Here is a 26225-nt window from a genome sequence, read left to right as displayed (position 1 = left end):
GCACCCCCCGGATCATCAAGGACAGGGGCAAAGAGTCATACCGGCCCCGAAGGCCACGAACCCGAACCGGGCTCTACGAGGAAGGTAATGGGCGACCAGGGACTGCCCTGAGGGCTGTCCGGGGTGCGTTGCCGTTGTCGGCGGGGTGTCCGTGGTGACGATCGACCGGCTGACCCGGTCGACGCCGCCCAGGATGGTCGAACGGCTGATCGGCGACATCTTCAGTGTGCTCGGCCGTCAGAAGGTCGTCGTACGGGGCGCGGTCGCGGGCGCACTGGTCGTCTGCCGGCCTCGCCCCGGCGGCCCGTAGCTTCGGGTCTCCTCCAGCCGTGGCGAGCGGCCCTCACAGAGAGGGCGCCGCCCCCGCAAGGGGCACTTGACGTCCGTGGATATGCTGACCCTTCCCATCGATCGACGATTCGCGGCACGGAGCGGTGCGTGATCCGGGGCCGGGCCGGTCCGGGCGGGATGCGGCACGGGAGAGTGGGCGGTCGCCTGCCCGGGAGAGGAGTCCCGCATGGTCGAGCGCCGGGGGTGGCGCATACGCAGGACGTGGCCGTTCCGGGTCCTGCGTACCTCGGACCCTGACGACCCCTGGCGGCGTTGCCAACGGGTCGCGGAGGGACTCGTCCTGCCGGATCCGTTCGATCCGGTGGAGTTCATCCGGGAACTCGCGCGGCAGCGCGGACGCGTCGTCGAACTGCTCCCGGTCGCAGGGCGCGTGGCGGTGCCCTGCGGGCTGTTGATCACCACGGCGGACGCCGACTACATCGTCTACGACGCGGACACCACCGAGTTGCACCGGCGGCACATCCTGCTGCACGAGGCGGCCCATCTGCTGTGCGGGCACCACGAGTCGGAGGGGCCGTCGGCCGGCGCGGCGGCTCTCGTACCCGAGTTGCCGAAAAAGCTGGTGCGGCGGGTGCTGGGCCGTTCCGTGTACTCCGATCCCCAGGAGCAGGAGGCCGAGTTGCTCGCCTCGTTCATCCTGCACCGGGTGGGCCGCGACGAGTCGCGGCGAAGACGCACGGCCGTGCTGAGCGGACGGCAGGCCCGACTGGGCTGGCTGGTGGGCGCGCCGCATGGCACCGCGGCCGGGCCGGACGGTGGCACGGGCGCCGCCGATGCCTAGCGGGGCGGCTTTCACACCGGCCGTGCTGGCCCTGTCGGTGGCGGGGTACGAATGGCGGCTGACCCGGGACAACCGAGCTGTGCCGGGGCTGCTGAACCTCTTCGTCTTCGGGCTGTGCATGGGCGCCGCGATGACTGTGCCCTCACCCTCCGAACTCGCCGGCGCCGGAGCCCACGGCACGGCGGCCGCCCTGTTGCCGGACGCGGCCTATGTACTGAGCCGAGGGCTCAGGATCGCCGCCCTGTTCTCCCTGACCACCGCGGCCCTCTCCCTGGGGCATCGGGCACCGGGACGGCAGGCGGCAGACTACTCCGGGCAAGAGGCGGCCCCCGGCCACGGCGTCACCGCCCCCAACCGCCCGATGTCACTCCTCTTCTTCGTCCTGTGTGCCGGGCTCTTCGTGCTCGCCCGGCCTCGCTGCGCCGATCGCCTCCTGACGGTGCACGGCGGGCCGGAGCGGGCCGCGCTCGCCACCTCCGACCTCGTCTACACGACGTACCTGCTGTGGTGTCTGGCGGTCTTCATCACGCTGATCGTGCACCACAGCCGTCGTATCGGCCCAGGGGCCGTCCGTGCCGGGCTGCGGTTGATCGTCATGAGTGCCGGTGTCGGAGTGCTGTGGGCCTTGTGGAGCGTCGAGGATGTCGTCCGGGTTCTGCTGACGGGACGCCAGGACATCGACGAGGACGCGGTCTCGGTCGTGCTCAGCAGCGCCTGCCTGATCCTGGGGGCGCTCGGCGCCACCACGACCGCCTGGTGGGCTCCGGCCGCCGGACCGGCGCAGTGGCTGCGAGCCCGGCGCACGCACCGTGCACTGCGGCCTCTGTGGTCCGCGCTGTGCGAGGCGGCGCCGGAGATCTCCCTGGCCCGCCCAGGCGCACCGCTCGGCACCCGGACCGGCATGGGCCCGGCGAGCCGCCCGCAGTTCGCCCTGTACCGCAGGGTGATCGAGATCCGCGACGGCTGCCTGGCGATGCGACCCCATGTCCATCCCAGTGTCCCGGCCTGGGTCGCGGAGCAGACCGAGGACACCGCGGTGCGCGATGCGGCCGTGCTCGCGGTGGCCCTGGACAGGGCCGCGGAGTCCGCGAAGGGCGGGACCGGGCCACGGGCGCAGGACGGAAGGGCGACGGAGGCCGAGGTCTCGCTGGGGGTGGGCGGGTCCCTGGACGACGAGGCCGCCTGGCTGTTGAGGGTGAGCCGGGCCTTCGCGTCCTCGCCGGTCGTGAGGGAGTGCAGGGCACGGGCACGGGCCGACGGGGAGGATCGGGAGGATCGGGAGGGTCGGGGTGAGAATCCTGGCGAACGCCGCCAAGATGGCAGCCCATGTGAAGACGGTGGAGCTGGCCTCCATCTGAGCTGATAGATTTTCAGTCCTGGCCGAATCAGTGCCATGTGAACTAAGATGAATCTCGCTGCACCTCACATACATGCTGGCTCAAGCCGAGGTCGGGACATGCCTGAGACGGACAAAGACGGGACGCAGTCGCTCGCCGACAAGATCGAACGACTCTTCCACGTGGTCCGCCGTCCCGACCGCACGCCCCACAGCAACGAGGAAGTGGCCCGCGCGTGCCGTGAGTCGACCGGAGAGAGCTTCTCCGCCACCTATCTGTGGCAGTTGCGCACCGGGCGCCGCGACAACCCGACCAAGCGTCACCTCGAAGCCCTCGCCGGTTTCTTCCAGGTGCCGCCCGCGTACTTCTTCGACGGGGAAGAAGCCGCGGCCATCGGCCGGGAGCTCGAAGTCCTGGGAGCCCTGCGGGACGTGGGAGTGCAGCGAGTGGCCCTGCGCGCGGTCGGACTGTCGCCGGAGGGACTCGACACCGTCGGCGAGCTGATCGACGTCATCGCCCGCCACGAAGCGGTGCGAAGCCGAGAACAGCGCCACGAGGAACGGGACGCAACACCATGAACACAGCTGAGATGGGGGACGGCGTGAGCGGCGGAGAGATCTACTTCAGCAACAACTACCACGACCAGTGCGAGCAGTACGGGTCGGGCGCCGGCTTCCAGTTCGACTTCTACTGCTCCCGCTGCCGCGACACGTGGCGCTCGCCTTTCGAGCCGTACAACCGTGGCCGTATGGCGGGCTGGGCCCAGAAGGTCTCCGGTTTCACCTCCGGGCTCCTCGGCGGCAACAGCTACAGCGCCTCGCGCGCGGTGGACGGATTCGCCGAGGCCGGCTGGGGCTCGGCCAGGGACGAGGCGTTCCGCCGTGCCATCGACGGCGCCCAGTCGCACTTCAACCGCTGCCCCCGGTGCACGGACTACGTCTGCGACCGTTGCTGGAACGCGGGGCAGGGAATGTGCCTGCAGTGCCTGCCGGACACGGCGGCAGAAGCGCTCGCCGCCCGGCAGCAGGGCCTCAATGACGCGGTGTCCGACCGTTCCTACGCCGTCGGGCAGCAGAGCGGCCAGAGCTTCGACGTGAACACCGCCCGCCAGTTGGTGTGCCCCCAGTGCTCCACCGAGACCCGGGGGGCCGCCTACTGTCCCGGCTGCGGGCATCACTTGGCCCAGGCCGATCCGTGCGGTTCGTGCCGGAACCCCGTACCGCAGGGTGCCGCCTTCTGCCCCTCCTGCGGCACTCGCAGGTAGGTCCTCCTGGGGCGCAGGCGCCTTCCACCGACAGGCCCCCGCCAGGCCGCGTCGAGACGCGCACGGGTGACATGCGTGTCACGTGCTGTCGGCCGAACGAGCAGGTACGGGTGGCGTCGGTGGACCACGCGTTGAAGAGACGGCTGTCGGAGTCCGCCCGCGTCCCACCGAGCGCGGCGCGGACGGGTGCCGGACGCAATGGGCGCCGGACGGAGTTCGCGGCCGTGCAGTCCTGCGTGGCCCGGCAGCGGACGTCCTCACGCGGGGGCCGTACGGCCGCGGGTGCGGCGCGGATTGTTCGGCGGCCCTGCTGACGGGCGTACGCCGGGCCTGTCCCCTGGCCTTGTCCGCCGGGAACCGCAGTCCCTTTTCCGGATGAGTGACCTGGCGCAGACCATGCCGAAGACACGGCGCGATTCGGTCCGGCCTGGTCCGCCGGTGCACCGTCGATTTTAGAAGGTCACCGCTTGGGGGACACGTAGCTGCGTGGTCCCGACGACGTGAGGCGGTGACGTGCAGGTGAGCGACGCTTCGCGTCGGCCGTACCGAAAGCCGGGTGCGGAACACGTTGGCCGTCGTGGTGCCGGTCGCGGGCAGCCACGCATGCGCTACGTCGTGCTGGGGAGCCGGCCTGCTCGCGGAGTGGGGGCGGTGGCCCGGGCGCACCGGGCCTCGACAGTGGTGCGGCGAACCGGTGACGGCGCGGTCGTACACCACGGGTTGACGGTGGGTGCCGCCTACGCATGGCGGCTGCTGGTGCTCGGTGCGGCCGTCTACGCGGGTTTTGTGATTCTGGGCCGTCTGCAACTGGTCGCCGTGGCGCTGTTCCTCGCGTTGGTCGTGACCTCCGTACTGCGTCCCCTCGCCGATCTGCTGGCGCGGTGGATGCCGAGAACCCTGGCGGTGGTGCTGAGTGTCGTAGGAAGCCTGATGGTGTTCCTCGGCCTGCTGGCGCTGGTCGGCGAGCTGGTGGCGAGCGAATGGGACCGGCTGGGGCAGCAGTTCAGCGGCGGCATCGGGCGCATCGAGCGGTGGCTGCAGGGCTCGCCCTTCCATGTGAGCCCCACGGTGACGGAGGACCTTCAGAGCAAGGTGAACACCTTCGTCTCCGAGCATCGCTCCACACTGATCAGCAACGCTGTGACGGGCGCCGGACGGCTGGTGGAGGTGCTGACCGCGGCGGTTCTCGCACTGTTCTGCTCCCTGTTCTTCGTTCACTCCGGCGACCGGTTCTGGCACCGGTTCCAAGGATGGCTGCCGCCGCGAGCGCGCGACCCGTGGAATCGTGCGGGCCGCGCGGCCTGGCGGACCTTCGCCGGGTACACGCGGGGCATCGTCATCGTGGCGGCCACCAACGCCGTACTGGTCGGCATGGCGTTGTTCGCATTGCGCGTGCCGCTGGCCCTGCCGCTGACGATTCTGGAGTTCTTCGCCGCGTTCATCCCGCTGGTGGGGTCACCCATCGCGCTGAGCGTGGCCACGGTGGTCGCCCTGGCCTCACGAGGGCCGGTCATCGCGCTCGTGGTGCTCGCGCTGATCGTCGTCGTCGGCCAGATCGAGGGCCACGTACTGCATCCGCTGGTGCTGAGCTGGGCGGTCCGGCTGCACCCGGTCGTCGTGGCCGTCTCGGTCATCGCCGGCGGCATCCTGGCCGGAGTGATCGGCGCGGTCGTGGCGGTGCCGATGGTGTCGGTGGCCTGGGCGGTGTCCGGCGAACTGCGCGGCCCGCCTGATCCGGGCCGACGGGGAAGGGCAGCAGACCGAGACACAGGCTCGGTCAAGCGAGCGGCGCTGCCGCGGTGAAAGACTGACAGACCTGACCGGCGCAACGAGAAGGCGCGTCTCCCGGACGTCGTCGCCGTCCAGCGGGGGAGCGCGTTCGTCCTCGTGTTGTCGATCGTCTCGATCGTCACGGCCCGTTCGTGTTTCCGGTCGCCATCGCGCTGCCCGCTGAACTCTTCCGGTCGAGCACCAGTCGCCGCTCGGCGGACGCGCTGCCGGTCTAGCCGTCGTCCCGCGGGCCTGAACGGTGTTCCCCCCGTGGGGCGGTGGGACCGGGTGCCGTGGCCGGTCGGCTCGGCTGTTCGCCGAACGCGGGGATCTGCGGGCCCTGCGGCAGTCGCTGGACGAGGATGAAGGACGTCACGGCGGCCAGCACCACCAGGGCCACGGTGTCCACATTGCCCAGCAGGAGTACGACCAGGACCACGCTGCTCACGGGCAGCCGCAGGGCGGCGGTCACCGAGGCCGCCATCCCGGCCGCCATCGCCGGCACCAGCCCCAGACCGGGCAGCGGCGCCAGCAGCACACCGGCCGCCCCGCCCAGGAACAGGGCAGGGAAGACCGGGCCGCCGCGCAGGCCGCCCAGACACAGGGTGTACGCGAGGCTCTTGAAGACCAGCACCGCCACGAGGGCGCCCACCGGCCACGCATGCGGATTCCGGGCCAGGTCGGTCAGGGCGGATTCCCCGGACAGGGCCGCGTCGGCCGGTGAACGTCCGGTGGCCACCGCGTAGAGCGTGATGGAGACAGCAGCGCCCAGCGCGCACAGGGTGGTGTTCCGCACCGTCCGGGTCGTCACGAAGCGCGCCGTGTAGCGCCCACCCACGAAGACCCAGTGGACCAGGAAGCCGAGGGCCGGTGCCAGCAGGAGCACCCACAGCACGTCGGCCCAGTCCAGGGGAGGCGGTGTCGGCAGACCGATGTTCAGGCTCCCGGTCGCGAAGCCGGTCCAGTGGACGAACCCGGTGAAGATCAGGTCTCCCACCCCGCTGGCCAGCAGGGCCGGCAGCATCACCGCGTACAGCTGCGGTCCGCCCACACCCGCCACTTCCATCAGCAGTACGGCCCCCACGACCGGGTTCCCGAAGAGTGCGGAGATGGCGGCGGCGGCGCCGGCCGCGCCGAGCAGTGCCGTGCTCGATTCGGTCTCCGGTGCCCGGGCCAGCTTCGCGAAGAGCAGCGCCAGTCCGCCGCCCATCGCGATCAGTGGCGCCTCGGGACCCAGCACCGCGCCGAGTGGCAGGCCGGCCAGAGCGGCGATGAGAACACCCGGCAGGGCTTGCCGGGTGACACCGCCCGAGTGCAGGCCACCGGCCGGAACGTGTCCGCCCCGGCCCGGGAGGTGCTTGACCACCAGGCCGACGATCAGACCGGCCACCGTCAGCAGGGGAAGCCCCCACCACCAGGGTGCGTGCTGCCGGCCCAGGTGCTTGGGCCAGTCCGTCCAGAGCAGCTGTTCCAGTTGGTGGATCGCCACAAGGAACCAGAAGGCGATGAGCGACACCGGAATGCCGATCAGGCCGCAGAAGACCAAGGCCTTGCGGTACTCCGGCCTGCCCAGCATCGTCCGTAGCAGATCGGCTTCCGGAGGCTGACCGCGTGGCGGCGGCCCGGAGCCGCTCCCCGACGTGGTTCCGGCGATGAGTCCTCCCGAGTTCGGCGCCGCGCCCGGTGGCGCGTCAGCGTGAACACCGTATGGCGGATCGTCACATATCGACATGAACATACACTCGGTGGCTCGGCTCTGCTCGCGGTCGGCCGCCGTCCGCCGACGTTGCCGAGTGCCGGACCGTGGCCGCGCGGCGGTCTTCCGGCTGGACCGGAGTCCACGCGCACTCTGCGACGTATCGGCCGCGGACGATCCGCGGTGGCGAGCCGCCATGGGCACTCGTGCACGGCAAGCGACGGGGCAACGGTCTCTGCCGCAGATCGCGCGCTGCGCTGCGCTGCACGCGCGGCGTCGCGGGAGAAGCCCGGAGGGTCCGGTGCGGCCGTAGCCCGGCCGGGTGGCAGTGCGGCCGAAATACGTTCGTGGGGCGTGCCGGTCCGTCCCGTCTCCGGCGCAGGGTGTTTCCGTCGGGAAGCCGGGTATGCGACGGCTTTCGTGCCCCGCCCCGGCGGGCCGGCCATGGCTCGGCGGCCTCCCGTGAGTCGCCCGTTCCCGGCCGCACGGCCGTGGGCTCTCCGGGGCGGCGGGCCTGCCGTCCCAAGCGCCGAAGGAGAGATCGTGGTGGCAGCAGAAGTCGAGCATCGTGGGGCGTCCGCACAGCTTCTCAGGGGGCAGAAAGCGCTCGTGACCGGCGCCAACTCGGGCATCGGCCTGGCGACCGCCGTTGCGCTGGGGCGGGCTGGAGCGGACGTGGTGGTGAACTACGTCGTCGGTGCGCACGAGGCAGAGAAGGTCGTGCAGGAGATCGAGGGCTTCGGAGTCCGCGCCTACGCGCACGAGGCCGACGTGTCCGACGAGGACCAGGTGACCGCCATGGTCGCGCGGATGGTCGAGGAGTTCGGCACGATCGACATCATGGTGGCCAACGCGGGCCTCCAGCGGGACGCAGCCGTCACGGAGATGACGCTCGCCCAGTGGCAGAAGGTCATCGAGGTCAATCTGACCGGCCAGTTCCTGTGCGCGCGGGAGGCGGCCAAGGAGTTCATCCGGCGCGGCGTGGTGGAGGAGGTCTCCCGCTCGGCCGGAAAGATCATCTGCATGAGCTCGGTCCACCAGATCGTCCCGTGGTCGGGCCACGTGAACTACGCCTCCTCCAAGGGCGGTGTGGGCATGCTGATGCAGACCCTCGCCCAGGAGCTGGCCCCCAAGAGGATCAGGGTCAACGCGATCGCGCCCGGTGCCATCCGCACGCCCATCAACCGCGACGCCTGGTCCACCCCGGAGGCCGAGGCCGATCTGCTGCGCCTCATCCCGTACCGCCGTGTGGGCGACCCGGAGGACATCGCCAACGCCGTTGTCGCCATGGCGTCCGACCTGCTCGACTACGTCGTCGGCACCACCCTCTACGTCGACGGCGGAATGACGCTCTTCCCCGGCTTCGCCACCGGAGGCTGATCTCCGATGCAGGATCATGTCACGCCCCGCCGGGTGGTGATCCTCGGTGGGGGGTTCGCCGGGCTGTTCGCCGCCCGCGCGCTGCGGCAGTCACCGGTGGCCGTGACCGTGGTCGACCGCCGTGCCCACCACCTCTTCCAGCCTCTGCTGTACCAGTGCGCCTCCGGGATCCTGTCCGAGGGGCAGATCGCCCAACCGCTCCGCGGGGTCCTGCGGCGCCATCACAACGTGAAATGCGTGCTCGCCGAGGCGACCGACGTGGACGCCGGCGCCCGGCTGGTGCACGCCCGCAGACCCGGGGGCGCCATGGTCCAACTGCCCTACGACGATCTGATCGTGGCGGTGGGCATGCGCCAGTCCTACTTCGGGCACGACGAGTTCGCCGCGCACGCCCCCGGCATGAAGACCCTGGACGATGCGCTGGACATCCGCCGACGGATCTACCGGGCGTTCGAGATGGCCGAGACGGCGGCGAACGACCGGGAACGGCAGCAGTGGCTCACCTTCGCGCTCGTCGGCGGAGGACCGACCGGCGTCGAACTCGCCGGACAGATCAGGGAGATCGCCGGTCACACGCTCGACCGGGAGTTTCACAGGATTGAATCCGCCAAGGCCCGGGTGCTGCTCTTCGAGGGGTCGGGCGCGGTGCTGGGCGCGTTCGGTCCCAAGCTGGCTCATCGTGCGGCCCGGTCCCTGCGGCACCTCGGCGTCGAGCTCCACCTGGGCAGGAGGGTCACCGGCATCGACGCGCACGGCCTGACGGTACGCGATCACGACGGCCGGACGACCCGGTTCGACGCACGCACCGTGCTGTGGACGGCGGGTGTCGAGGCCCCGCCGATCGCCGCCGCGCTGGCCCGGGCGACCGGCGCCGAACAGGACAGGGCGGGCCGCATCCTCGTCGAACCCGACCTCACCGTCCCCGGCCATCCGGAGATCCGGGTCACCGGCGATGTGATGAGTCTCAACCGGCTGCCCGGCCTGGCCGAGGTCGCCATGCAGTCGGGCGCCTACGCCGGCCGGAGCCTGCGCCATGCCGTCGAGGGCAGGACCAAACAGCAGAAGCCCTTCACGTACCTGGACATCGGCAGCGCCGCCTACATCGCCCGCGGCCGCGCCGTCGTCAAGGCCGGCCCGTTGCACCTGTCCGGCTTCACCGGCTGGCTGGCCTGGCTCTTCATCCACCTGGCCTTCCTCACCGGCTTCCGCAGCCGGCTGGGCGCGGTGCTCGGCTGGTCCGTCGCCTTCGCCACCGGCTCACGCCGCGAACGAGCATTCACCGCGCGCGGCACGGACACTTCGGCAGACCGGGCGCCCGGACCGAAACCGCCACCGCCGCCTCCCTGAGTAAGGCCGCCCCGGCCGCCCCGGCCGGTCCTCCGCAGCCCCCGCACCGCATCCCGTCCCTCCTCAGCCCAGCCCCGCAGGGCAGACCATCGAGGCGCACATGCTCAGTACCGCCGTCCTCGCGGCGAACAACGTCCCGGCCCAGCTCCTGCCGGCTCGCGAACTGATGGCCTTCACCCTGGCCTCACACATTCTGTTGGTCCCCTTCGGAGTCGCCCTGCCCTTCATCACCCTCCTGATGCACTACCGGGGGCTGCGCCGGGACTGCCCCGTCGCCCTCCAGCTCGCGCGGCGCTGGTCGGCGGTGATGGCCGTCCAGTTCGCCATCGGCATCGTCACCGGCACCGTGCTGTCCTTCGAGTTCGGCCTGCTGTGGCCGGGCATGATGGGCCGCTGGGGCGACGTCTTCGGCCTCGGGTTCGGCGTCGAGGCATGGGCGTTCTTCCTCGAGGCCGTCCTCATCGCGATCTATCTCTACGGATGGCGCCGGCTCAGGCCCTGGACCCACTTCTGGCTCGCGGTGCCGCTTCCGCTGGCCGCCCTGATGGGGGCGTTCGGCATCATCGCGGCCAACTCATGGATGAACACCCCCCAGGGGTTCGGCCTCGACGCCCAGGGCAGACCGATCGACGTCGACGTACAACAGGCCGTCTTCTCCCCGATGTTCGGCCCCGAGTACTGGCACTTCGTGGTCGCGATGCTCCTGACCGCCGGCTACGTGGTCGCCGGTGTGTACGCGGTCGGCTGGCTGCGCGGGCGCCGCGACCGCTACCACCGGCTCGGATTCACCGTGCCGTTCACGGTTGCCGCGGTCCTCACCCCGGTCCAGTTCGTGCTCGGCGACTCCGCGGCCCGCGCCGTCTTCCACAAGCAGCCGATCAAGTTCGCCGCCACGGAGCTCGTCTGGAGGACCGACACGCACGTACCGGAGTACGTGTTCGGACGGCTGAAGGCCGACGGGACGGTCTCGGGCGGACTCAGGATCCCCCAGCTGGACTCGATCCTCGCCGGCTTCAGGCCCAGCACCCGGGTGACCGGGCTGACGTCGGTGCCGGCCTCCGACCGCCCCACCGTCGTCCAGGCCACCGTCGCGCACTGGGCCTTCGACATCATGGTCACCGTCGGCAGCGTGCTGATCCTGCTCGCGCTCTGGTACGCATGGTCCTGGTGGAGACATCGGGACAACCCACGCAACCGGTGGTTCTACCGCTGCGCCGCTCTCGCGGGAGCCGCCTGCCTGATCGCCGTGGAGTGCGGGTGGATCACCACGGAAGTCGGCCGGCAGCCGTGGATCGTCTACCACCACATGAGGGTCTCGGAGGCGGTGACCCGTGCGGGCGCCGGATCGCTGTGGGCGATGCTCGGCATCGTCATGGTCGTGTACGTGGCCGTGTTCGGCGCGTTCCTCGCGGTCGTCCTCACGATGCGCACCCGCTGGCGCATCGCCGACGAAGGCTGGGCCGCCGCGCGCGCCGAGCTGCCGCCGGAGACCGACACCCCGTACGGGCCCAGAAGCGAGCCCGTGCCCGCGACCGCCGGGGCCGCGCCGGAGCGCGGGTCCGGCAAGACCTCCGGCGGTGCGTCGTAGTGGCCGCGCTCAGCGCATGGGTGCTGGTGATCGCGATCGCCGCCTACGCCTGCGCCGGGGGCACCGACTACGGCGCGGGCTTCTGGGACCTGCTGGCCGGCGGCGCCGAACGAGGCAAGCGGCCCCGCTGGCTCGTCGACCACGCCATGGCACCGGTGTGGGAGGTCAACAACGTCTGGTTGATCTTCGTTCTGGTCGTCATGTGGACCGGGTTCCCGACGGTGTTCCAGGCCGTCTTCTCCGCGATGTGGCTGCCGCTGGCCCTTGCCGCCGTAGGACTGGTGCTCCGCGGTGCCGGGTTCGCCCTGCGCAAGCCGACCCGCCGCCTGGCCCAACAGCGGGTCTACGGCGCGATGTTCGCCATCTCGTCGCTGGTGACGCCGTTCTTCCTCGGCACGGTGCTCGGCGGTGTCGCCTCCGGGCGGGCCACGGTCGGCACGGCCGCTTCCGTGGACGCCTGGGCCAATGGAACCTCCGTCCTCGTGGGGCTGCTGGCCATCGCCGCCACCGCGTTCCTCGGGGCGGTCTTCCTCTGCTCCGACGCGGTGCGGTTCGGCGCCGAAGACCTCGTCGACTACTTCCGCCGACGGGCGCTGACCGCCTTCGCCGCGGTCGTCGTCCTCGCCCTCATCGGCCTGCCCGTGACCCACGACGACGCCCGCTACGTCTGGGTCGGCCTCACCCGGGGCCTGGGCCTGCTCCTGGTGATGCTGGCCGCGGTGGCGGGTCTGGCCACGGTGCTGCTGCTGTGGCGCCGGTCCTTCGGCTGGTCCCGCGGCACCTCGGTGGCGAGCGTCGCGCTGACCGTTGTCGCCTGGGGCTTCGCGCAGCGGCCCTACGCGCTTCCCACCTCGCTGACGGTTGCGGAGGCGGCCGGTGCCGCCCATACCCTGCGGTGGCTGATGATCGTCACCGGCATCGCGGTCGTTCTGGTCGGCCCGGCACTGGTCCTGCTCTACCGGCTCGACACCATGGGTGAGCTGGAGGAACTCACCGACGCCGACACCGGCGCCGCCAGAACACCGGGGGACAACCTGTAGCGGCGCAGCGTCGGCTCCTTGAGGGCGGGTGACTGCTCGTCAGCTCAGTCGGGCGGCGATGTGGTCGCCGACCCGCAGGGCGTTGGCGATGGCGGTCAGGGACGGGTTCACCGCGCCGATGCTGGGGAAGAAGCTGGTGTCCACGACGTAGAGGTTGTCGAGGTCGTGGGCCTTGCAGGTGGCGTCGAGGGCCGAAGTGCGCGGGTCGTGCCCGAAGCGCACGGTGCCGGCCTGGTGCGCGGTGGCGCCGATCGGCATGCCCTTGTGCAGGTAGATGCTGTGATCCAGCAGGTGGTGCTCGTGCATGCCCAGGTGGCCGAGCACCCCCCGCAGTTTGTGCTGGAGGCGCCTGAGCCCGGCGATGTTGTTCTTCTCGTCCAGAGCCAGGTGGACGGCGTCGTCCTTGTCGAGGGTGACCCTGCTCTCGGGCAGGGGGAGGTCCTCCCCGCACAGCCAGAAGTCGACGGCGTGGTGCGCCAGTACCTCGAACGGCATGTCGGGCATGACGGCACCGGCCCAGCGTGGTGCCTCGCCGTGGATCTGGTCGGCGTCCGACTTGCCGAGCATCTGGATGCCGCCCAGCGGATACTCCCAGTCGTCCGCGCCCAGGTACCAGTCGTTCAGCGCCAGGGTCTTCTGGAATCGGGTGGGGTTCGGTTCCTTCGACACGGCCATCAGGGCCAGGTTGTTGTGGCGCATGTAGTGGCGTCCCACCACGTCCGAGCTGTTGGCCAGGCCGCCGGGGTGCCTGTCGTTGGCCGAACGCAGCAGCAGAACGGCGGAGTTGACCGCACCGGCGGCGACGACCACGATGTCGGCGCCGAACGTCTCGGTCGTTCCGTTCCCGAGCTCGGCGACGACCCTGCTGACGGTGCGTCCGGTCGGGTCGGTCTCCAGGCGCCGCACGTTCGCGTCGGTCACCATCGTGACGTTGTCGTACCTGAGGGCCGGGTCGACGCAGATCACCTGTGCGTCGGACTTGGCGCCCACCAGACAGGGGAAGCCGTCGACCCGGTCGCAGCGGATGCAGACGCTGTCGTGGGTGGCCCGGCCGTGCTCGTCCTGGGTGAGGTTCACGCCGATGGGCAGGTGGAAGGGGTGAAGGCCGATCTTCCCCAGGTCGTCGCTGAGTTGCTGGATACGCGCCTCGTGCTCGACCGGCGGATAGGCGTACTGTGCGCCGGTCGGCCCCTCGGTGGGGTCCTCGCCGTGCCGGCCGTGCACCAGGTAGAGGTGTTCGGCCTGGGTGTAGTACGGCTCCAGATCCTCGTAGCGGATGGGCCATTCCGGAGAGATGCCGTCGTGGTGGCGCAGTTCGCCGAAGTCCTCGGGCCGGAGCCGGAAGAGCGCGGCACCGTAGAACTTCGTGTTGCCCCCGACGTAGTAGTTCACCTCAGGGGGGAACCGGTGGCCGTCCTTGTCGTACCAGAACTCGGGGGCGCGGTACTTGCCCTTGACGAAGACGGCGGTGGAGTCCCAGTTGTCCCGCTCCCGTGGCAGGTAGCCGCCGCGTTCCAGGAGCAGGACCCGTTTGCCGGTGGGGGCCAGCCGGTGGGCGAGCGTACCGCCGCCCGCGCCCGTACCGATGACGATGACGTCGTAGTGCTGATCGTCGGCCATGGGGAGTCCCCGTTCTCGGAGTCGTCGGCTGTCCTGGCCGTAGCGCCCGTCCGGGGGTCTCCGGGCTGTGCCGTTCCGCACGGCCGCTGACGCAGTGGGGATATGCGGCGCCGGTTTCCAAATTATCCGGCTTGGCGGGTGGCGGCGACCGGGCAATGTCGAACGGGTGTACGGTCAGTCGATCTCGCCCAGTGCCCGTACCGCCTCGTCGACGATCACCCGCGGGTCGGCCGCGGCGTCGACGGTCAGGCCGGGCTCGTCCGGCCGCAGCGGTTCGAGGACGGCGTACTGGGAGTCCACCAGCCGGGCGGGCATGAAATGGTCGGCGCGGCCTGCGACCCGCCGGCCGGCGGTCACCCGGTCGAGCGCCAGATACAGGAAGCACACACCTGCGCCCGCCCCGCGCAAGGCATCCCGGTAGGCGTACTTGAGGGCCGAGCACGCCATCACCCCGCCGCGGCCGTCGTCGATCGCCTCGTGGATCCAGTCGGCGAGGGACAGCAGCCACGGCCGGCGGTCCTCGTCGTCGAGCGGATGGCCCGCTGCCATCTTGGCGCGGTTCGCGGGGGAGTGGACGTCGTCCCCGTCCAGGAAAGGCACCTTGAGCCGTCGCGCGAGCAGTCGTCCCACGGTGGACTTCCCCGACCCCGAGACGCCCATGACCACGACGACTCCGGTGGCCCTGTGAGTGGTTCGCACAACGTTCCTCCGAGGTGGCGCCTGTTCGCAGCCGGCCGTCGGCAAGGGGCTGCGGCGAGCAGCACGTCGTCCGGCGAGAGGCCCGAACACGCCCCCCACAGTGCGGCGTACCGGCTTTCGCCTCGCGCCGGCCGACCGCACCGCCTCCTGGCGCTGATGCGGGACGGCGCCCTGCCGGTGGACGTGGCCAGGGGAGCGATGGTGGGCCCCGACGCGGTGCTCGCCGAACTCGCGACGGGACGGTTGAGGACGGCCCGTGATCAGGAGCCGGGGCGCGACGGCTCACAGGACGGCGATCGGATTGACCGGGGAGCCGGTGGCCTCCGGCAGCCTCAGCGGGGCGATCACGCAGAGGAACGACCATCGTCCCTCCGCCTCGCACAGCGGTGCCAGATCCTCGAACTGCAGGTAGTCCAGCAGGTGCAGGCCCATGGCGTGGATCGCCAGCACATGTACGGGGAAGCCGACCCTCTCGGTGGAACTCGGGGCGGTGTCGTTGTTGCCGTCGCCGCCCAGCACGGCGACCCGCCGGTCCGCCAGGAACTCCATCGCGGACGGATGCAGACCCGCGCGTGCGTCCGCCGCGTGCCAGGCGCCCAGTTCCCTGCGCCGTCGGCGGTGGCCGACCCTGACGAACAGGAGGTCGCCCTCGCCCACGCGGACGTGCTGGTCGGTCTCGGCCGCGGTGAGGTCGTCGAGGGTCACGTGATCCCCCGGTTCGAGCCACGGCACGCCGCGCAGCCGCGGGATGTCCAACAGCACGCCACGTCCCACGATCCCGTCGCGCGCCGCCTCGACGGAAAGTGCCGTGGCGCCGTCCGCCGTGATGCTGCTCGCGCTCACGCCGCCGTGCAGTGTGCCGTCGTAGACCACGTGGCACAGGGCGTCGAGGTGGCTGTCGGCATCGTCGTGCACGTTCATCGCGAAGCTGTCCCTCGCGAACTGGAGCCTGCCCGGGGCGTGTTCCCGCGGCTGCCCGGTCATCGTGTGCCGCGCGGGCTCCGGGTCGTCGGGACCGGACCGCGTCTCCACCGGCGCGGCGAGCGTGACCGTCCGGCCGGTCCGCACCTCCCGGGTGGCGGCCCGTACCCGCGCGGGGGTGAGCGCGGCCAGGGCACCCCGATCACCCCTGGCCCAGGCGGCGCGTGTGACCATGCGCCGGTAGAGCACGTCGAACTCGTCCTCGGTCAGCCGCGGAGGTCGTGCCGGACTCGGACGCGTGACCACGGGTCAGCGTCCGTGTTCCGCGTCGAGCGCCTCGTCGAGCGTGATGGCGGCCATGATCAGGGACAGATGGGTGAACGCCTGCGGGAAGTTGCCCAGTTGCTCCCCGCTCGGACCGACCTCCTCGGCGAACAGGCCGACGTGGTTGGCGTACGTCTGCATCTTCTCGAAGGCGTAGCGGGCCTGGGGCAGCCGCCCCGCCCGGGCCAGGGCGTCGACGTAAAGGAAGGTGCAGAGGCTGAACGTGCCCTCCGAGCCGCGCAGTCCGTCCGGTGATGCCGCCGGATCGTAGCGGTAGACAAGGCTGTCGGAGACGAGCTTGCGGTCCATCGCGTCAAGGGTGGAGAGCCAGGACGTCGCCCACGGAGCGGTGAAGCCGACAGCGGGCATGAGCAGCAGCGAGGCGTCCAGGACGTCGCCGTCGTAGTGCTGGACGAAGGCGCGCTCCTTCTCGCTCCAGCCGCGTTCCATGACCTGGTCGAACACGGCGTCCCTCGCCGTGCGCCACCGCTCCACGTCGGCGGGCCGGCGGAAGTGGTCGGCCAGGCGCAGCCCGTGGTCGAAGGCGACCCACGACATCAGCCGGCTGTAGGTGAAGTCCTTGCGGCCGCCGCGGGTCTCCCAGATGCCCTCGTCCGGCCGGTCCCAGTGGTCGGCCAACCAGTCCAGCGTCCTGGCGAGCGTCTGCCATCCCCCGAAGCTGGCCTGCTGGGCGATCTCGCGCCCGTGGGACACCGCGTAGAGGGCCTCGCCGTAGATGTCCAGCTGGAGCTGGTCGGCGGCGCCGTTGCCGATGCGGACCGGGGACGAGCCGCGGTAGCCCTCGAAGTGATCGAGCGTCTCCTCCGGCAGGTCGGGATCGCCGTCGATCCGGTACATCGTCTGGAGCGCCTCCTCCTCCTTGCCCTCGCGCTCACGCAGCCTGTCCATCAGCCAGTGGACGAAGGCGGTGGCCTCCTCGACGAAGCCGAGATCCAGCATGGCCCGCACCGACAGCGCGCCGTCGCGTACCCAGGTGAACCGGTAGTCCCAGTTGCGCTCTCCGCCGACCTGTTCGGGCAGACCCATGGTGGCCGCCGCGACGAGGGCGCCGGTGGGGGCGTAGGTGAGGAGCTTGAGCGTGATGACCGAACGGTGCACCAGCTCGGGCCATCGTCCGCGGTAGCGGGACCGGCGCAGCCAGTGCTGCCAGAACCGGCTGACCTCCTCCAGCTGCCCGGTGAGGCCCTCGACCGTGGGAGACGCCGGCGCCAGGCCGCCGGACGCGCAGACCGTGAACACGACACCGCCGGACTCGCCGGTGCGCAGCGTCACCTTGCCGCGCACGTCCTGGCCGTCCCGCTCCAGCGGGAAGGTGGACTGCAGGTGCGCGTCGATCCCGGGGGCCCTGAACACGGCGCCGCTGTCACCGAGTTCGAGCTCGTGCTCGGCCCGGCCGTAGTCGAAGCGCGGCCGGCACTCGAGCGTGAAGTCGACGGTGCCCCGCACGGCACGCACCACGCGGAGCAGACTGTGACGGTCGGTCGCGGTGCGGGTCCGGTCCGGAGGCATGAAGTCGACCACCTCGCCCACCCCGTCCGGCGACATGAACCGGGTCACCAGAACCGCCGTGTCGGGGTAGTAGAGCTGCTTGCAGGTCGCGTCGGGATGCGCGGGGGCCAACCGCATGTACCCGCCGCCGTCGTGGTCGAGCAGCGCGGCGAAGATGCTGGGCGAATCGAACCGGGGAGCGGCGAACCAGTCGACGACGCCCTGCGACGAGACGAGCGCGGCGGTCTGCAAGTCGCCCACCAGGCCGTGTTCGGCGATGGGAGGGTAGCGGTCCATTGCTGCTCCCAAATCTCGGGAACCCCCTGCATCCCTCCACTATCCGGCACCCCTGCAGTCCCTGCCATGCCGGCGCGGTCGAGGCCCGACGGCCGAAGGGGCACCGGCCACGGCAGCCGGCGTTCGAATGCGGCAGCCGCGCGCCGACGCCCTTGTGACGCAAGGTCGACCGGGCGTGGGCACGGGCGCCGGTGTGCAGTTGCCGATCGCCGCGCCGGACGACGCCACCTCGGCCGCCGGAGCCGAGCACCGCCTTCGGGTGCCGGGCAGCCCCGGAGAGGTGTTACCGAACGTGGTCGACCGGCCACACGCGGACCCGTCCCCGGCACGAGGGCGCCGTCGCATCCCGTGCGGCCGCAAGTCGAGCGACGGAGGCCGCCCATGGCGACGATTCTGCTCCGACTGGTGCGCCCGGCCGCTCGCACCTCCGGGAAACGGGGCTGCTCACCGGCGGTCGCTACGCCCTCCCCCTGGTCGTCGTTCGCGGCGTTCCCGTCCTTGCCGTCCTTCCCGTCCTTCGCGTACTTCCTGTCCTTGGCGTCCTTCCCGGACTGGCGCGGAACTCCGACGGCGACGCGGTCGAGAGCGGCATGCACACGGGCGCGGCACACGCCGGGCGCGGCGGCACGCCACTCCTCCCCGTCACCGCCTTCGCGGCCCCGCGACAGGGCCACCGGCCTTCGGAGTTGGCATGACTACCTCCCCTTGTCGAGGTGTGGCCTGGGTGCCCTGGCCTGGGTCAGGGACACGACCCCCGACGACGCCGCCTACATCACGATGACGGAAGAGAAGACGCCGGGGCGTCGATCAGGAGGCGCGTGCGCGAGACGTCCGCCCCGGGGCGTCGCCGTCAGGCGACCAGATCGGCGATGCTCCGGGCTGTCAACCACAGACCGGTGACCAGGGAGAGCATGACGATCAGCTGTTCCTGGTGCTGCTCCAGCCAGGTTCGCAGAGCGTTCAACCGCGCGTTCGCGACGTCGGGCGCCCGCACCGTGAAGAGCTCCATGGCGACAAGGCTGAGTGTGGCGAGCAGACAGTAGCCGGTCAGCGCGAGCCAGTCGGAGAGAGTGGACAGGTCCGCGTCGACGGCGGTCGCGGCGCCGGCACCGACCAGTGCCCAGGGCTGCAGCAGCCAGGCCAGACCGGCCGCCGCGGCCAGAGACGCGTTGTCGATACGGGCGGCCCATCGTGGCGGACCGTGCGGGCGGGGCGGTCGGCGATGCCGGTATGCGCTATACAGCACCAGTGCCAGGCCGATGGCCAGTTTCGCGTCGATCACGGCAGTCGAGGGGACGCTGTGACGGGCCGGAGGATGCCCTCCGGTCACCAGCACCACGCAGGCGATCACGGCAATCAGGTTGGCCAGCCACGACAACAGGAACGCAAGGCCCTGGCGGACACCGCGCCGCGAGGAGAGCAGCAGGATGAAAGCGCTGTTGTGCAAAGGCCCCAGAGTGATGGCCGTAGCGATCACGACCAGGTCGAGGACCATCGGATCAGCCGCTCCTGGCACGGGACGCGTCGGAGCCCTCGAACTGGACCAAGACGTCCGTCAGGGCCGTAGCCATAGCGTTGAGACGCCCTCCACGAGTTTGACGTTGACGAAAGCCCTGTGCATCTCTCCGGTCCGGCGCCGACCGGGGAGGCGCTTGCTCGTACGGTCTTTCCTCTCGGGCCGGGTTCGAGCCGTACCCCACCCGGCGGGCGGCCGCTCGCCGCGGCGGCACCAGGCCGTCGGGCCTTCAGTCGACCCTACGTCCGTACCTCGGGGGCGGCCACACGAGGAGTGGGGCGCTGACGCGGCCCAGCCGGCCGTCGATCACGGTCACGCGTCGCCGCCCTGGCGCCGGCGGCGGGCTGTTTCCAGGAGGCGGAGCCAGATCTCGCTGACCGTCGGATAGCTGGGCACGACGTGCCAGAGCACGGACAAGGGGATGCGCGCGACGATTGCCGTAGTCGCGGAATGTACGAGTTCAGCGATGCCCGTCCCGACGAACGTCGCCCCCACGATCACGTCGTCCGCGCGGTCGATGACAAGCTTGGCGTGGCCCCGGTAGTCCGGGCGCAGCACATACGTGCCGGCGAGGGCGGCCAGGTCGTACTCGGCGGTCTCGACGTCGAGCCCGTCTGCGCGTGCCTGCTGTTCAGTGCGTCCGGCACTGCCCACCTCGGGGTCGGTGAAGACGACTTGAGGCAAGCCGCGGTGTCCCTCCGCCGCGGACGGCAGGTCGGTGTGACCGGCGGCGCGCGCCGCGATGACCTCGCCCGCGACGCGGGCCTGGTACTTGCCCATGTGCGTCAGCAGCGCGCGTCCGCAGGCGTCCCCGATGGCGTAGAGCCAGGTGCCGTCCACGCCGTGTACGCCCTGGTGCTCATCGACGTCGAGGTAGCCGCCGCCCGGCAGTCCCACGGTGTCGAGCCCGATGTCGCCGGTGTTGGGGATGCGACCGGCGGCTACGACGAGTTCGTCGGCCGCGATGTTCGTGCCGTCGTCCAGGGTGACCTGGATCTCACCCCCGTGTACCCGGCCGTGCCCGGTATCGCGGACCGACGAGCGCCGCACCTGGGACGCGGTCCGTCCGAGCATCAGCTTCACCCCTTGACGCTCGAGTTCCGCGGCGACGAGGTCGCCCGCGAAGGGCTCCTGTTTCGACAGGAGTCGGTGACCGCGGTTCACCACGCTCACCTCGGCGCCCAGCCCGTGCAGCCAAGTGGCTGCTTCACAGGCGACCACCCCTCCACCGAGGACGATCACGCGAGCGGGCACCTCACGCATCGTGGTCACATCTCGAGAGGTCCAGGGGAGCGCCTCGCGCAGACCCGGAACGTCCGGCAGGGCCGGGTGAGAGCCGGTGTCGATGACGACGGCATGGCGGGCGGAGAGCGTGGTGGTCGTTCCATCGCTCTTCGTGACGACGACGGTGCGTGGACCGGCGAGGCGCCCGTAGCCGCGCACGACGTCGATGCCGGACTGCAGCGCCCAGTTGATCTGCGAGGTGTCGTCAAGGTGGTTGATCACCTCGTCACGGTGGCTGAGCACGGCGGACGGATCCAGATGGGCCGATACGCCGGGCAGGGATCGGGCGGCATCGACGGCTTCCACCGGTCGAAGCAGGCTCTTGCTGGGCATGCAGGCCCAGTACGAGCATTCGCCGCCCAGCAATGCGTCCTCCACCAACACGGCGGACAGGCCCGAGTACTGGCTCGCGTACTGGGCGGCGTTCTCGCCGGCTGCGGCACCACCGAGCACGATCACGTCCCACTGTGAGCGGTCCGGGTTGACTGTCGCGGCCATATCGCGCTCCTTCTGCGGGGGAGGGACGATCGGGCCGAAGTCCCGTTCGTACGTTATTGCAAGCCTGCGCTCAGCTCATACGCGGCGCGAGATGACCGGCCGACGCGCGCCCGCAGCCGCGCTGCTGAACCGCCGACTGCGGGTCCGTACTCGGGGCAAGTCCAATTCGGCGGCTACGTTGTGATGTTCACGAGTCCAGGCGCCGTCGGGGCCGTGCCGAATCGTCCTTCTCGATGGAGCCGGATACAGGGAGCGGGCTGGAGCAAGCAGAATGATCGGTACGGAGTCGGTGCGGGGCCGTGTCGATGGATCGGGTGCGAGGCCCTCGATCCGGCAGCGCACAGAGACTTTCGGGTTGCGTGCGGACTGCCTTTTTGATGCCGTGCCGAGCCGAAGAAGGCCTTCACACTCTGCAGGAGCACGACCGTGTATCACCTCACCTACAGCGACATCAAGGACGCAGCCGACCGGATCACCGGACGCGTCCGTCCCGTGGCTCTCGCGCCCGTCGACGCGGATGCCATTCCGACCGCATCCGGCGGTGAGCTCGGCGAAGGGGATGAGCAGGGCTGCGACGTCTGGCTGGCACTTGAGTTCATGCAGCACACCGGAAGTTTCAAAGCCCGGGGTGCGCAGAATTTCCTCCAGGCGCACCGCGAGGCCGGCACCCTTCCCGATGCGGGGGTGACCATCGCCTCCGGCGGCAACGCGGGCATGGCCTGTGCCTGGGCCGCTCGGCAACAGGGTGTGCAGGCCACGGTCTTCCTGCCGGCGAACGCGCCGGAGGTGAAGGTCGCCAAGCTCCGCTCGTACGGTGCCGATGTCCGGTTGACCGGTACCGAGTACGCGGAGGCGCTGGCCGCGTGCGAGACCTTCGCCGCCGAGAGCGGTGCCCTGACCTCCCACGCCTACGACCATCCCCTGATCGCCGCCGGAGCCGGGACCCTGTTGGAGGAGATCCTTCAGCAGATCCCGGATCTGGACACCGTGGTCGTCGCCGTCGGCGGTGGTGGCCTGTTCGCCGGCGTTGCCACCGCCGCCAGCCACCACAACATCCGCACGGTGGCGGTGGAACCTGAGTTCTGTCGGGCGTTGAATGCCGCCCTGCAGGCCGGTCGCCCGGTCGACGTTCCGCTGGACTCGGTCGCCGCGGACTCCCTGGGAGCTCGCCGCACCTCCCAGATGGCGCTGCACGCCGCCCAGCAGGACCGCGTGCACTCCGTGCTCGTCTCGGACGCTGAGATCATCCGTACCCGCCGCGCGTTGTGGGACCACCGCAGGCTTGCTGTCGAGCACGGTGCTGCCACGGCTCTGGCTGCCCTCACCTCACCGGGCCGGCGACGGCGGGACTCGTCCACGGGGCCCGTCGTCGAGGGGCGCGGTTACCTTCCCGGCAACGGCGAGAAGATCTGTGTCGTCCTGTGCGGGGCCAACACCGACCCCGGCGACCTCGTGCATGACAGGACGGACTTGACGTAGGCCTGTCCGACGAAGAGACCGGCGTCGTGTCCGGTGCCGGTCCACGCGATGTCCTGCGTCGAATCGCTCAGACCGCAGGTGTGGTTCGGGCGCATGGACGGCCGAAACCGCCTACGTCCTGTCGCCGAAGGCCCTCGCGTCACGTTGCGGACCGAAGGTGGGTGAAGCTGCGGGTCGGCGCGTCGAGTTGGGGAGACGCATGGTTCATGGCGCCGGCGTGGCGGCCGGCTACGGGACACGCGAGGGCGGCATCCCGTACGTGGTGTGAGCGTGCGGGCACGTGGAGTGGACCGCGCGGAACAGCCTCCGCCACGCTGAGTGCCGAGCGAGGGGCGGCGTACGGCCTGTCGCGGCACGGTTCGGAGAGAGGGCCGGCGGATGGGCATCGTCGAAGGTGCCGGGGCTGAGGTCGAGCCCGGAACCGGAGGCCTCGGCGCGGGCGTACGGGTCGGTCCCGGCGGGGGAGCGGGAGTCCCATCCGTCGGACAGTCGGCGTACGGGCGTCGGAGTGAGGGACCGGATATGACAACGGCCACCGGCTCATCTTCGAGATGTCGAAGCTCGAAGGAGATCAGCACGATGACCGCACCCGACAGTCTGCCCCTGCACGCCCTCGCCGAGGACAACCTCGCCGCGGTGAGTCCCGATCTGCTGCGCGCGATGGTCAAGACGTTCGCCGACGCGCTCATGTCCGCGGAGGCCGACGCCCTCTGCGACGCCGACTACGGGCAGGTCAGCGACGAACGCGTCAACCACCGCAACGGCTACCGCCCGCGCGAGTGGGACACCCGCGCCGGTACCGCCGAACTCGCCGCATGGCCTTCCCCGTTCAACTCGCGGTCGCGGTTTGACGAGTTGGCGCCCCGAGGCGTCTACGCGGTCACTGCACCAGCCACCCGGGGAGCCGGCGATGTGCTCAGCTCATGGTTCGTTGAGCGTCCAGGGAGCGGGCGAAGTCGGCCAGGGTGCGGAAGTCGTCTCCCGTAGGCCGATCCGCGGGTCGACAGAAGCCCGGACCCGCGATGGTGCGATGGCGGACGGTCACGCAGGTCTGATCCGGCTCGCTCTGTTCGTCGTCCAGCGGGGTGGGAGAACGACCGTTGGGGTAGTCCACCAGCGGACCGGTCGTCCAGCGGACTCCATGCGCCACAGCCCTCAGGTGTCCTTGTCGGCCTTGAGCTTTTGCCAGACCCTGCTGAGGGCCTGGAGGTCTTCCTCGTCCAGGAGGTCGGTGAAGACGGGAGCCAGGCTCTCGCGGCGGGTGGCGTCGGCCGCCTCGAAGAGGCGGTGGCCCTCCGGGGTGAGAGTGACCTCGACGGAGCGGGCGTCCCGGGCCGAGGGGGTACGGGCGACCAGGCCGCGGCCCTGGAGGGCGTCCACGACGCGGGAGACCTGGCTGCGGCTGAGCATCGTGCTGTTGCCCAGGACCGAGACGGGCACGGGATCCGGGCTGGCGGCCAGCCAGAGCAGGACCTCGAACCAGGAGACGGGAAGGTCGTGCGCCTTGCTCAGGGCGCGGTCGACGCGTTCGGTCAGGACACTTCCGGCCCAGACCAGCCCGTAGAAGGCGTAGTCGGCGACCGGCATCCCCGCCTGCGCGAGCTTCTTCTTGACCATGTCACGAGTCTAGCGTTTGCGTGTACGCACACACATACGTATGGTGTGTGTACACGCACTTAAATGCTCGTCCCGTACGAAAGGTTCCGCGATGTCTTCCCCCTCCCAGTCCCCGAAGGTCGTCCTCATCACCGGCACCTCCTCCGGCATCGGTCTCGCCGCCGCCGTCGCAGCCGCCCGGGCGGGCTGGACGACGGTCGCCACGCTGCGGGACCCGAGCCGCTCCGGCGCCCTGCGCAAGGCCGCCGCCGAGGCGGGTGTGGAGCTGGACATCCGCCGACTGGACGTCACGGACGAGGCGTCGATCAGGTCCGCGATCGAGGGTGTCCTCGCCGACCACGGGCGTCTGGACGCCGTGGTCAACAACGCGGGCTCCGGACACCTCGGCACCATGGAGAACGAGTCCGTGGCCGAGGTGCGCAAGGTCATGGAGGTCAACTTCTTCGGCGTGGTCAACGTCTCCAAGGAGGCCATGCCCCACCTGCGTGCCGGCGGCGGTCGTCTGATCACCGTCAGCAGTGTCGGCGGCGTGGTCGGGCAGCCGTTCAACGAGGCTTACTGCGCAGCCAAGTTCGCCGTCGAGGGGTACATGGAGAGCCTGGCCCCGGTGGCGGCGGCGCACGGTGTGTCCGTGTCCGTGATCGAACCCGGAGCCGTGGCCACCGAGTTCGTCGCCAACGTCGGCGTCGACCTGGAAGGCGCCGTCGCCGAGGCCGGTGTGTACGCGCCTCAGTTGGGCGCCTACCTGAACCGTACGATCGCGCAGTTCTCCGACAGCGCCGCCCAGACCCCCGAGGGCGCCGCCGAGTCGGTGCTCAAGGCGCTGACCGTCGACGAGCCCGCCTTCCGTCTGCAGACCTCCGACTGGGCCCGTGGCTTCGTGGCCACCAAGCTCGCCGACCTGGACGGCTCCGCGGTCCTCGGCCTGACCAATACCTGGATCGCCTGACGGTCGTGCGCCCGACGGGCGTCATCCCACTCTCGCACCCCCGGTGAGGCCTTCACGGCTCGACAACATCGCTTCCCCACCGTCCCGCACCATGCTCCAGCTGCGCGTCCGCCGGGGCCTGCCCCTGCACCCCGGCCTATCACCTCTCCCGCGGCAGGAACGACCCGGGGTTTCGCACCAAACTGCAGATCGCGGCCGACCTGGCCACCCGGGCCAAGTCGGCCGGGCTGGTCTTCCTCGCGGTGGCCGCCGACTGCGGTGATGGCGGCGAGGACAGCTTCCGCCTTCGATCTACATGCGGCCGGCCTGCCGTTCGTGATGGCCCTCAAGACCGGCACAGCACCCGGGTCCACGGACGCGATGCTCATTCACCGGTCGACGCAACCCGCCCGCTGACCTGCAGGGTTGCGGACCATCCTGAGGACTGGACGCGCATCGGGCGTACCTTCCGTGACGGGCGTACCGCCACTTGGTGGGCGGCCGAGGCCGGGCTGGGCTGGTGGGGTCCGGACGGGAATCTCCACCGGGTGGCAGCCACCGCCGACCCTGCCACCCTGCCGGCCAAGGCGACCTGGTCCCTGGCCCGCGACCTGCCCCGCCCGGTCACAGCACTAGCCGCGCGCCTCCGCATCGCCCTACCCGCCCGCCACCTTCGCCGAGATCCTGCGGATCCATCGGCTGCGGCACTGGGCCGACCAGAGCCACACAGGGCACGGACGGACTCGGCTGGGCCGACTTCCAGGTCCGTTCCGATGCCGCCGTCCGACGCCACCGGCCCCTCGTGAACCGCGCGTTGAGCTTCTGCAGGAACACCCGGTTCGCCCCACCCACGCCCTCACCCCTTCCAGCCGACCAGCCCTGACGCACTGCCAGAAGGGCCAGAGAGGGGGCACCCAGGTCACAGCAGCCCCAACCGGCGTGCTGACCCAAGGCACTCCGGGCCGTCCGTGGCTGGCTG

At 70.7% G+C, this 26225-nt stretch carries 20 protein-coding genes and 2 pseudogenes; 14 read left to right on the top strand and 8 right to left on the bottom strand.

Translation table 11 applies throughout. The annotated features are described in order from the left end of the window. Nucleotides 1-151 precede the first annotated feature (151 nt). The 6 genes from ACIRPX_RS29200 to ACIRPX_RS29175 all read left to right on the top strand — a co-directional run bounded on the left by ACIRPX_RS29200 (nt 152) and on the right by ACIRPX_RS29175 (nt 5536). A complete protein-coding gene (locus tag ACIRPX_RS29200; RefSeq protein ID WP_404200736.1) occupies nt 152-310 on the top strand; it encodes a hypothetical protein in 159 nt (52 codons plus the stop codon). Between the two features lie 207 nt (nt 311-517). Further along, nucleotides 518-1132 (top strand): ParH-like protein, encoded by a 615-nt coding sequence (locus ACIRPX_RS29195; RefSeq protein ID WP_404200734.1) that lies wholly within the window; start codon nt 518-520, stop codon nt 1130-1132. Beyond that, the gene (locus ACIRPX_RS29190) at nt 1125-2495 is read left to right on the top strand and encodes an MAB_1171c family putative transporter (protein WP_404200732.1); all 1371 of its coding nucleotides are present in this window, start codon (nt 1125-1127) and stop codon (nt 2493-2495) included. The genes ACIRPX_RS29195 and ACIRPX_RS29190 overlap by 8 nt, the downstream gene beginning before the upstream one ends. Before the next feature lie 93 nt (nt 2496-2588). Then, nucleotides 2589-3047, top strand: coding sequence for an XRE family transcriptional regulator (locus ACIRPX_RS29185; protein ID WP_404200730.1), 459 nt, complete (start codon nt 2589-2591; stop codon nt 3045-3047). Next, nucleotides 3044-3733: a zinc ribbon domain-containing protein gene (locus ACIRPX_RS29180; RefSeq protein ID WP_404200728.1), complete on the top strand. Its 690-nt coding sequence runs from the start codon at nt 3044-3046 to the stop codon at nt 3731-3733. The genes ACIRPX_RS29185 and ACIRPX_RS29180 overlap by 4 nt, the downstream gene beginning before the upstream one ends. Before the next feature lie 519 nt (nt 3734-4252). After that, nucleotides 4253-5536 carry an AI-2E family transporter gene (locus tag ACIRPX_RS29175; RefSeq protein ID WP_404200726.1) on the top strand — a complete coding sequence of 428 codons (1284 nt, stop codon included), beginning with the start codon at nt 4253-4255 and terminating at the stop codon, nt 5534-5536. A 199-nt stretch (nt 5537-5735) separates the two neighbouring features. Here the strand turns inward: ACIRPX_RS29175 and ACIRPX_RS29170 are convergent, their stop codons facing one another. Further along, a complete protein-coding gene (locus ACIRPX_RS29170) occupies nt 5736-7079 on the bottom strand; it encodes a chloride channel protein (RefSeq protein WP_404200724.1) in 1344 nt (447 codons plus the stop codon). A gap of 666 nt (nt 7080-7745) precedes the next feature. Between ACIRPX_RS29170 and ACIRPX_RS29165 the strand changes: the two genes are divergently transcribed. The 4 genes from ACIRPX_RS29165 (at nt 7746) to ACIRPX_RS29150 (ending at nt 12554) form a co-directional block, all read left to right on the top strand. Next, the gene (locus tag ACIRPX_RS29165) at nt 7746-8579 is read left to right on the top strand and encodes an SDR family oxidoreductase (RefSeq protein ID WP_404200744.1); all 834 of its coding nucleotides are present in this window, start codon (nt 7746-7748) and stop codon (nt 8577-8579) included. A 6-nt stretch (nt 8580-8585) separates the two neighbouring features. After that, nucleotides 8586-9926, top strand: a complete 1341-nt coding sequence (locus ACIRPX_RS29160) for an NAD(P)/FAD-dependent oxidoreductase (protein ID WP_404200722.1) — start codon at nt 8586-8588, stop codon at nt 9924-9926. A 100-nt stretch (nt 9927-10026) separates the two neighbouring features. Further along, nucleotides 10027-11514, top strand: coding sequence for a cytochrome ubiquinol oxidase subunit I (locus tag ACIRPX_RS29155; protein WP_404200720.1), 1488 nt, complete (start codon nt 10027-10029; stop codon nt 11512-11514). Next, entirely contained in the window at nt 11514-12554 is a 1041-nt protein-coding gene (locus ACIRPX_RS29150; protein ID WP_404200718.1) for a cytochrome d ubiquinol oxidase subunit II, read from the top strand. The genes ACIRPX_RS29155 and ACIRPX_RS29150 overlap by 1 nt, the downstream gene beginning before the upstream one ends. A gap of 39 nt (nt 12555-12593) precedes the next feature. Here the strand turns inward: ACIRPX_RS29150 and ACIRPX_RS29145 are convergent, their stop codons facing one another. Both ACIRPX_RS29145 and ACIRPX_RS29140 read right to left on the bottom strand, forming a co-directional pair. Further along, nucleotides 12594-14174: a GMC oxidoreductase gene (locus ACIRPX_RS29145; RefSeq protein WP_404200716.1), complete on the bottom strand. Its 1581-nt coding sequence runs from the start codon at nt 14172-14174 to the stop codon at nt 12594-12596. 174 nt (nt 14175-14348) lie between these two features. After that, nucleotides 14349-14834, bottom strand: a complete 486-nt coding sequence (locus ACIRPX_RS29140; protein WP_404200742.1) for a gluconokinase — start codon at nt 14832-14834, stop codon at nt 14349-14351. A 186-nt stretch (nt 14835-15020) separates the two neighbouring features. Between ACIRPX_RS29140 and ACIRPX_RS29135 the strand changes: the two are divergent. Further along, nucleotides 15021-15134, top strand: a pseudogene (locus ACIRPX_RS29135) (dihydrofolate reductase); the annotation flags it as partial. Nucleotides 15135-15155: 21 nt separating this feature from the next. Here the strand turns inward: ACIRPX_RS29135 and ACIRPX_RS29130 are convergent. The 4 genes from ACIRPX_RS29130 to ACIRPX_RS29115 all read right to left on the bottom strand — a co-directional run bounded on the left by ACIRPX_RS29130 (nt 15156) and on the right by ACIRPX_RS29115 (nt 21222). Further along, nucleotides 15156-16100: a cyclase family protein gene (locus tag ACIRPX_RS29130; RefSeq protein WP_404200714.1), complete on the bottom strand. Its 945-nt coding sequence runs from the start codon at nt 16098-16100 to the stop codon at nt 15156-15158. 3 nt (nt 16101-16103) lie between these two features. Next, nucleotides 16104-17924 carry a glycoside hydrolase family 15 protein gene (locus ACIRPX_RS29125; RefSeq protein ID WP_404200712.1) on the bottom strand — a complete coding sequence of 607 codons (1821 nt, stop codon included), beginning with the start codon at nt 17922-17924 and terminating at the stop codon, nt 16104-16106. A gap of 850 nt (nt 17925-18774) precedes the next feature. Further along, on the bottom strand, nt 18775-19419 hold the full coding sequence (locus ACIRPX_RS29120; protein WP_404200710.1) for a GAP family protein: 645 nt from the start codon (nt 19417-19419) through the stop codon (nt 18775-18777). Nucleotides 19420-19752: 333 nt separating this feature from the next. After that, nucleotides 19753-21222, bottom strand: a complete 1470-nt coding sequence (locus ACIRPX_RS29115; protein ID WP_404200708.1) for a dihydrolipoyl dehydrogenase family protein — start codon at nt 21220-21222, stop codon at nt 19753-19755. Nucleotides 21223-21648: 426 nt separating this feature from the next. Between ACIRPX_RS29115 and ACIRPX_RS29110 the strand changes: the two genes are divergently transcribed. Both ACIRPX_RS29110 and ACIRPX_RS29105 read left to right on the top strand, forming a co-directional pair. After that, nucleotides 21649-22701: a threonine/serine dehydratase gene (locus tag ACIRPX_RS29110; RefSeq protein WP_404200706.1), complete on the top strand. Its 1053-nt coding sequence runs from the start codon at nt 21649-21651 to the stop codon at nt 22699-22701. Nucleotides 22702-23280: 579 nt separating this feature from the next. Then, nucleotides 23281-23514: pseudogene (locus tag ACIRPX_RS29105) on the top strand (transposase); the annotation flags it as partial. Nucleotides 23515-23856: 342 nt separating this feature from the next. On the opposite strand, the gene ACIRPX_RS29100 reads toward ACIRPX_RS29105, so the two are convergent. Beyond that, complete coding sequence (locus ACIRPX_RS29100) at nt 23857-24318, bottom strand: MarR family winged helix-turn-helix transcriptional regulator (protein ID WP_404200704.1); 462 nt, start codon at nt 24316-24318, stop codon at nt 23857-23859. Nucleotides 24319-24409: 91 nt separating this feature from the next. Between ACIRPX_RS29100 and ACIRPX_RS29095 the strand changes: the two genes are divergently transcribed. Continuing rightward, the gene (locus tag ACIRPX_RS29095; protein WP_404200702.1) at nt 24410-25267 is read left to right on the top strand and encodes an SDR family oxidoreductase; all 858 of its coding nucleotides are present in this window, start codon (nt 24410-24412) and stop codon (nt 25265-25267) included. The last annotated feature ends 958 nt before the right edge of the window (nt 25268-26225 follow it).

The organism is Streptomyces sp. NPDC101225 (assembly GCF_044767585.1).
Lineage (GTDB): Bacteria > Actinomycetota > Actinomycetes > Streptomycetales > Streptomycetaceae > Streptomyces.
This window is presented reverse-complemented; position numbering and strand designations above follow the sequence as displayed.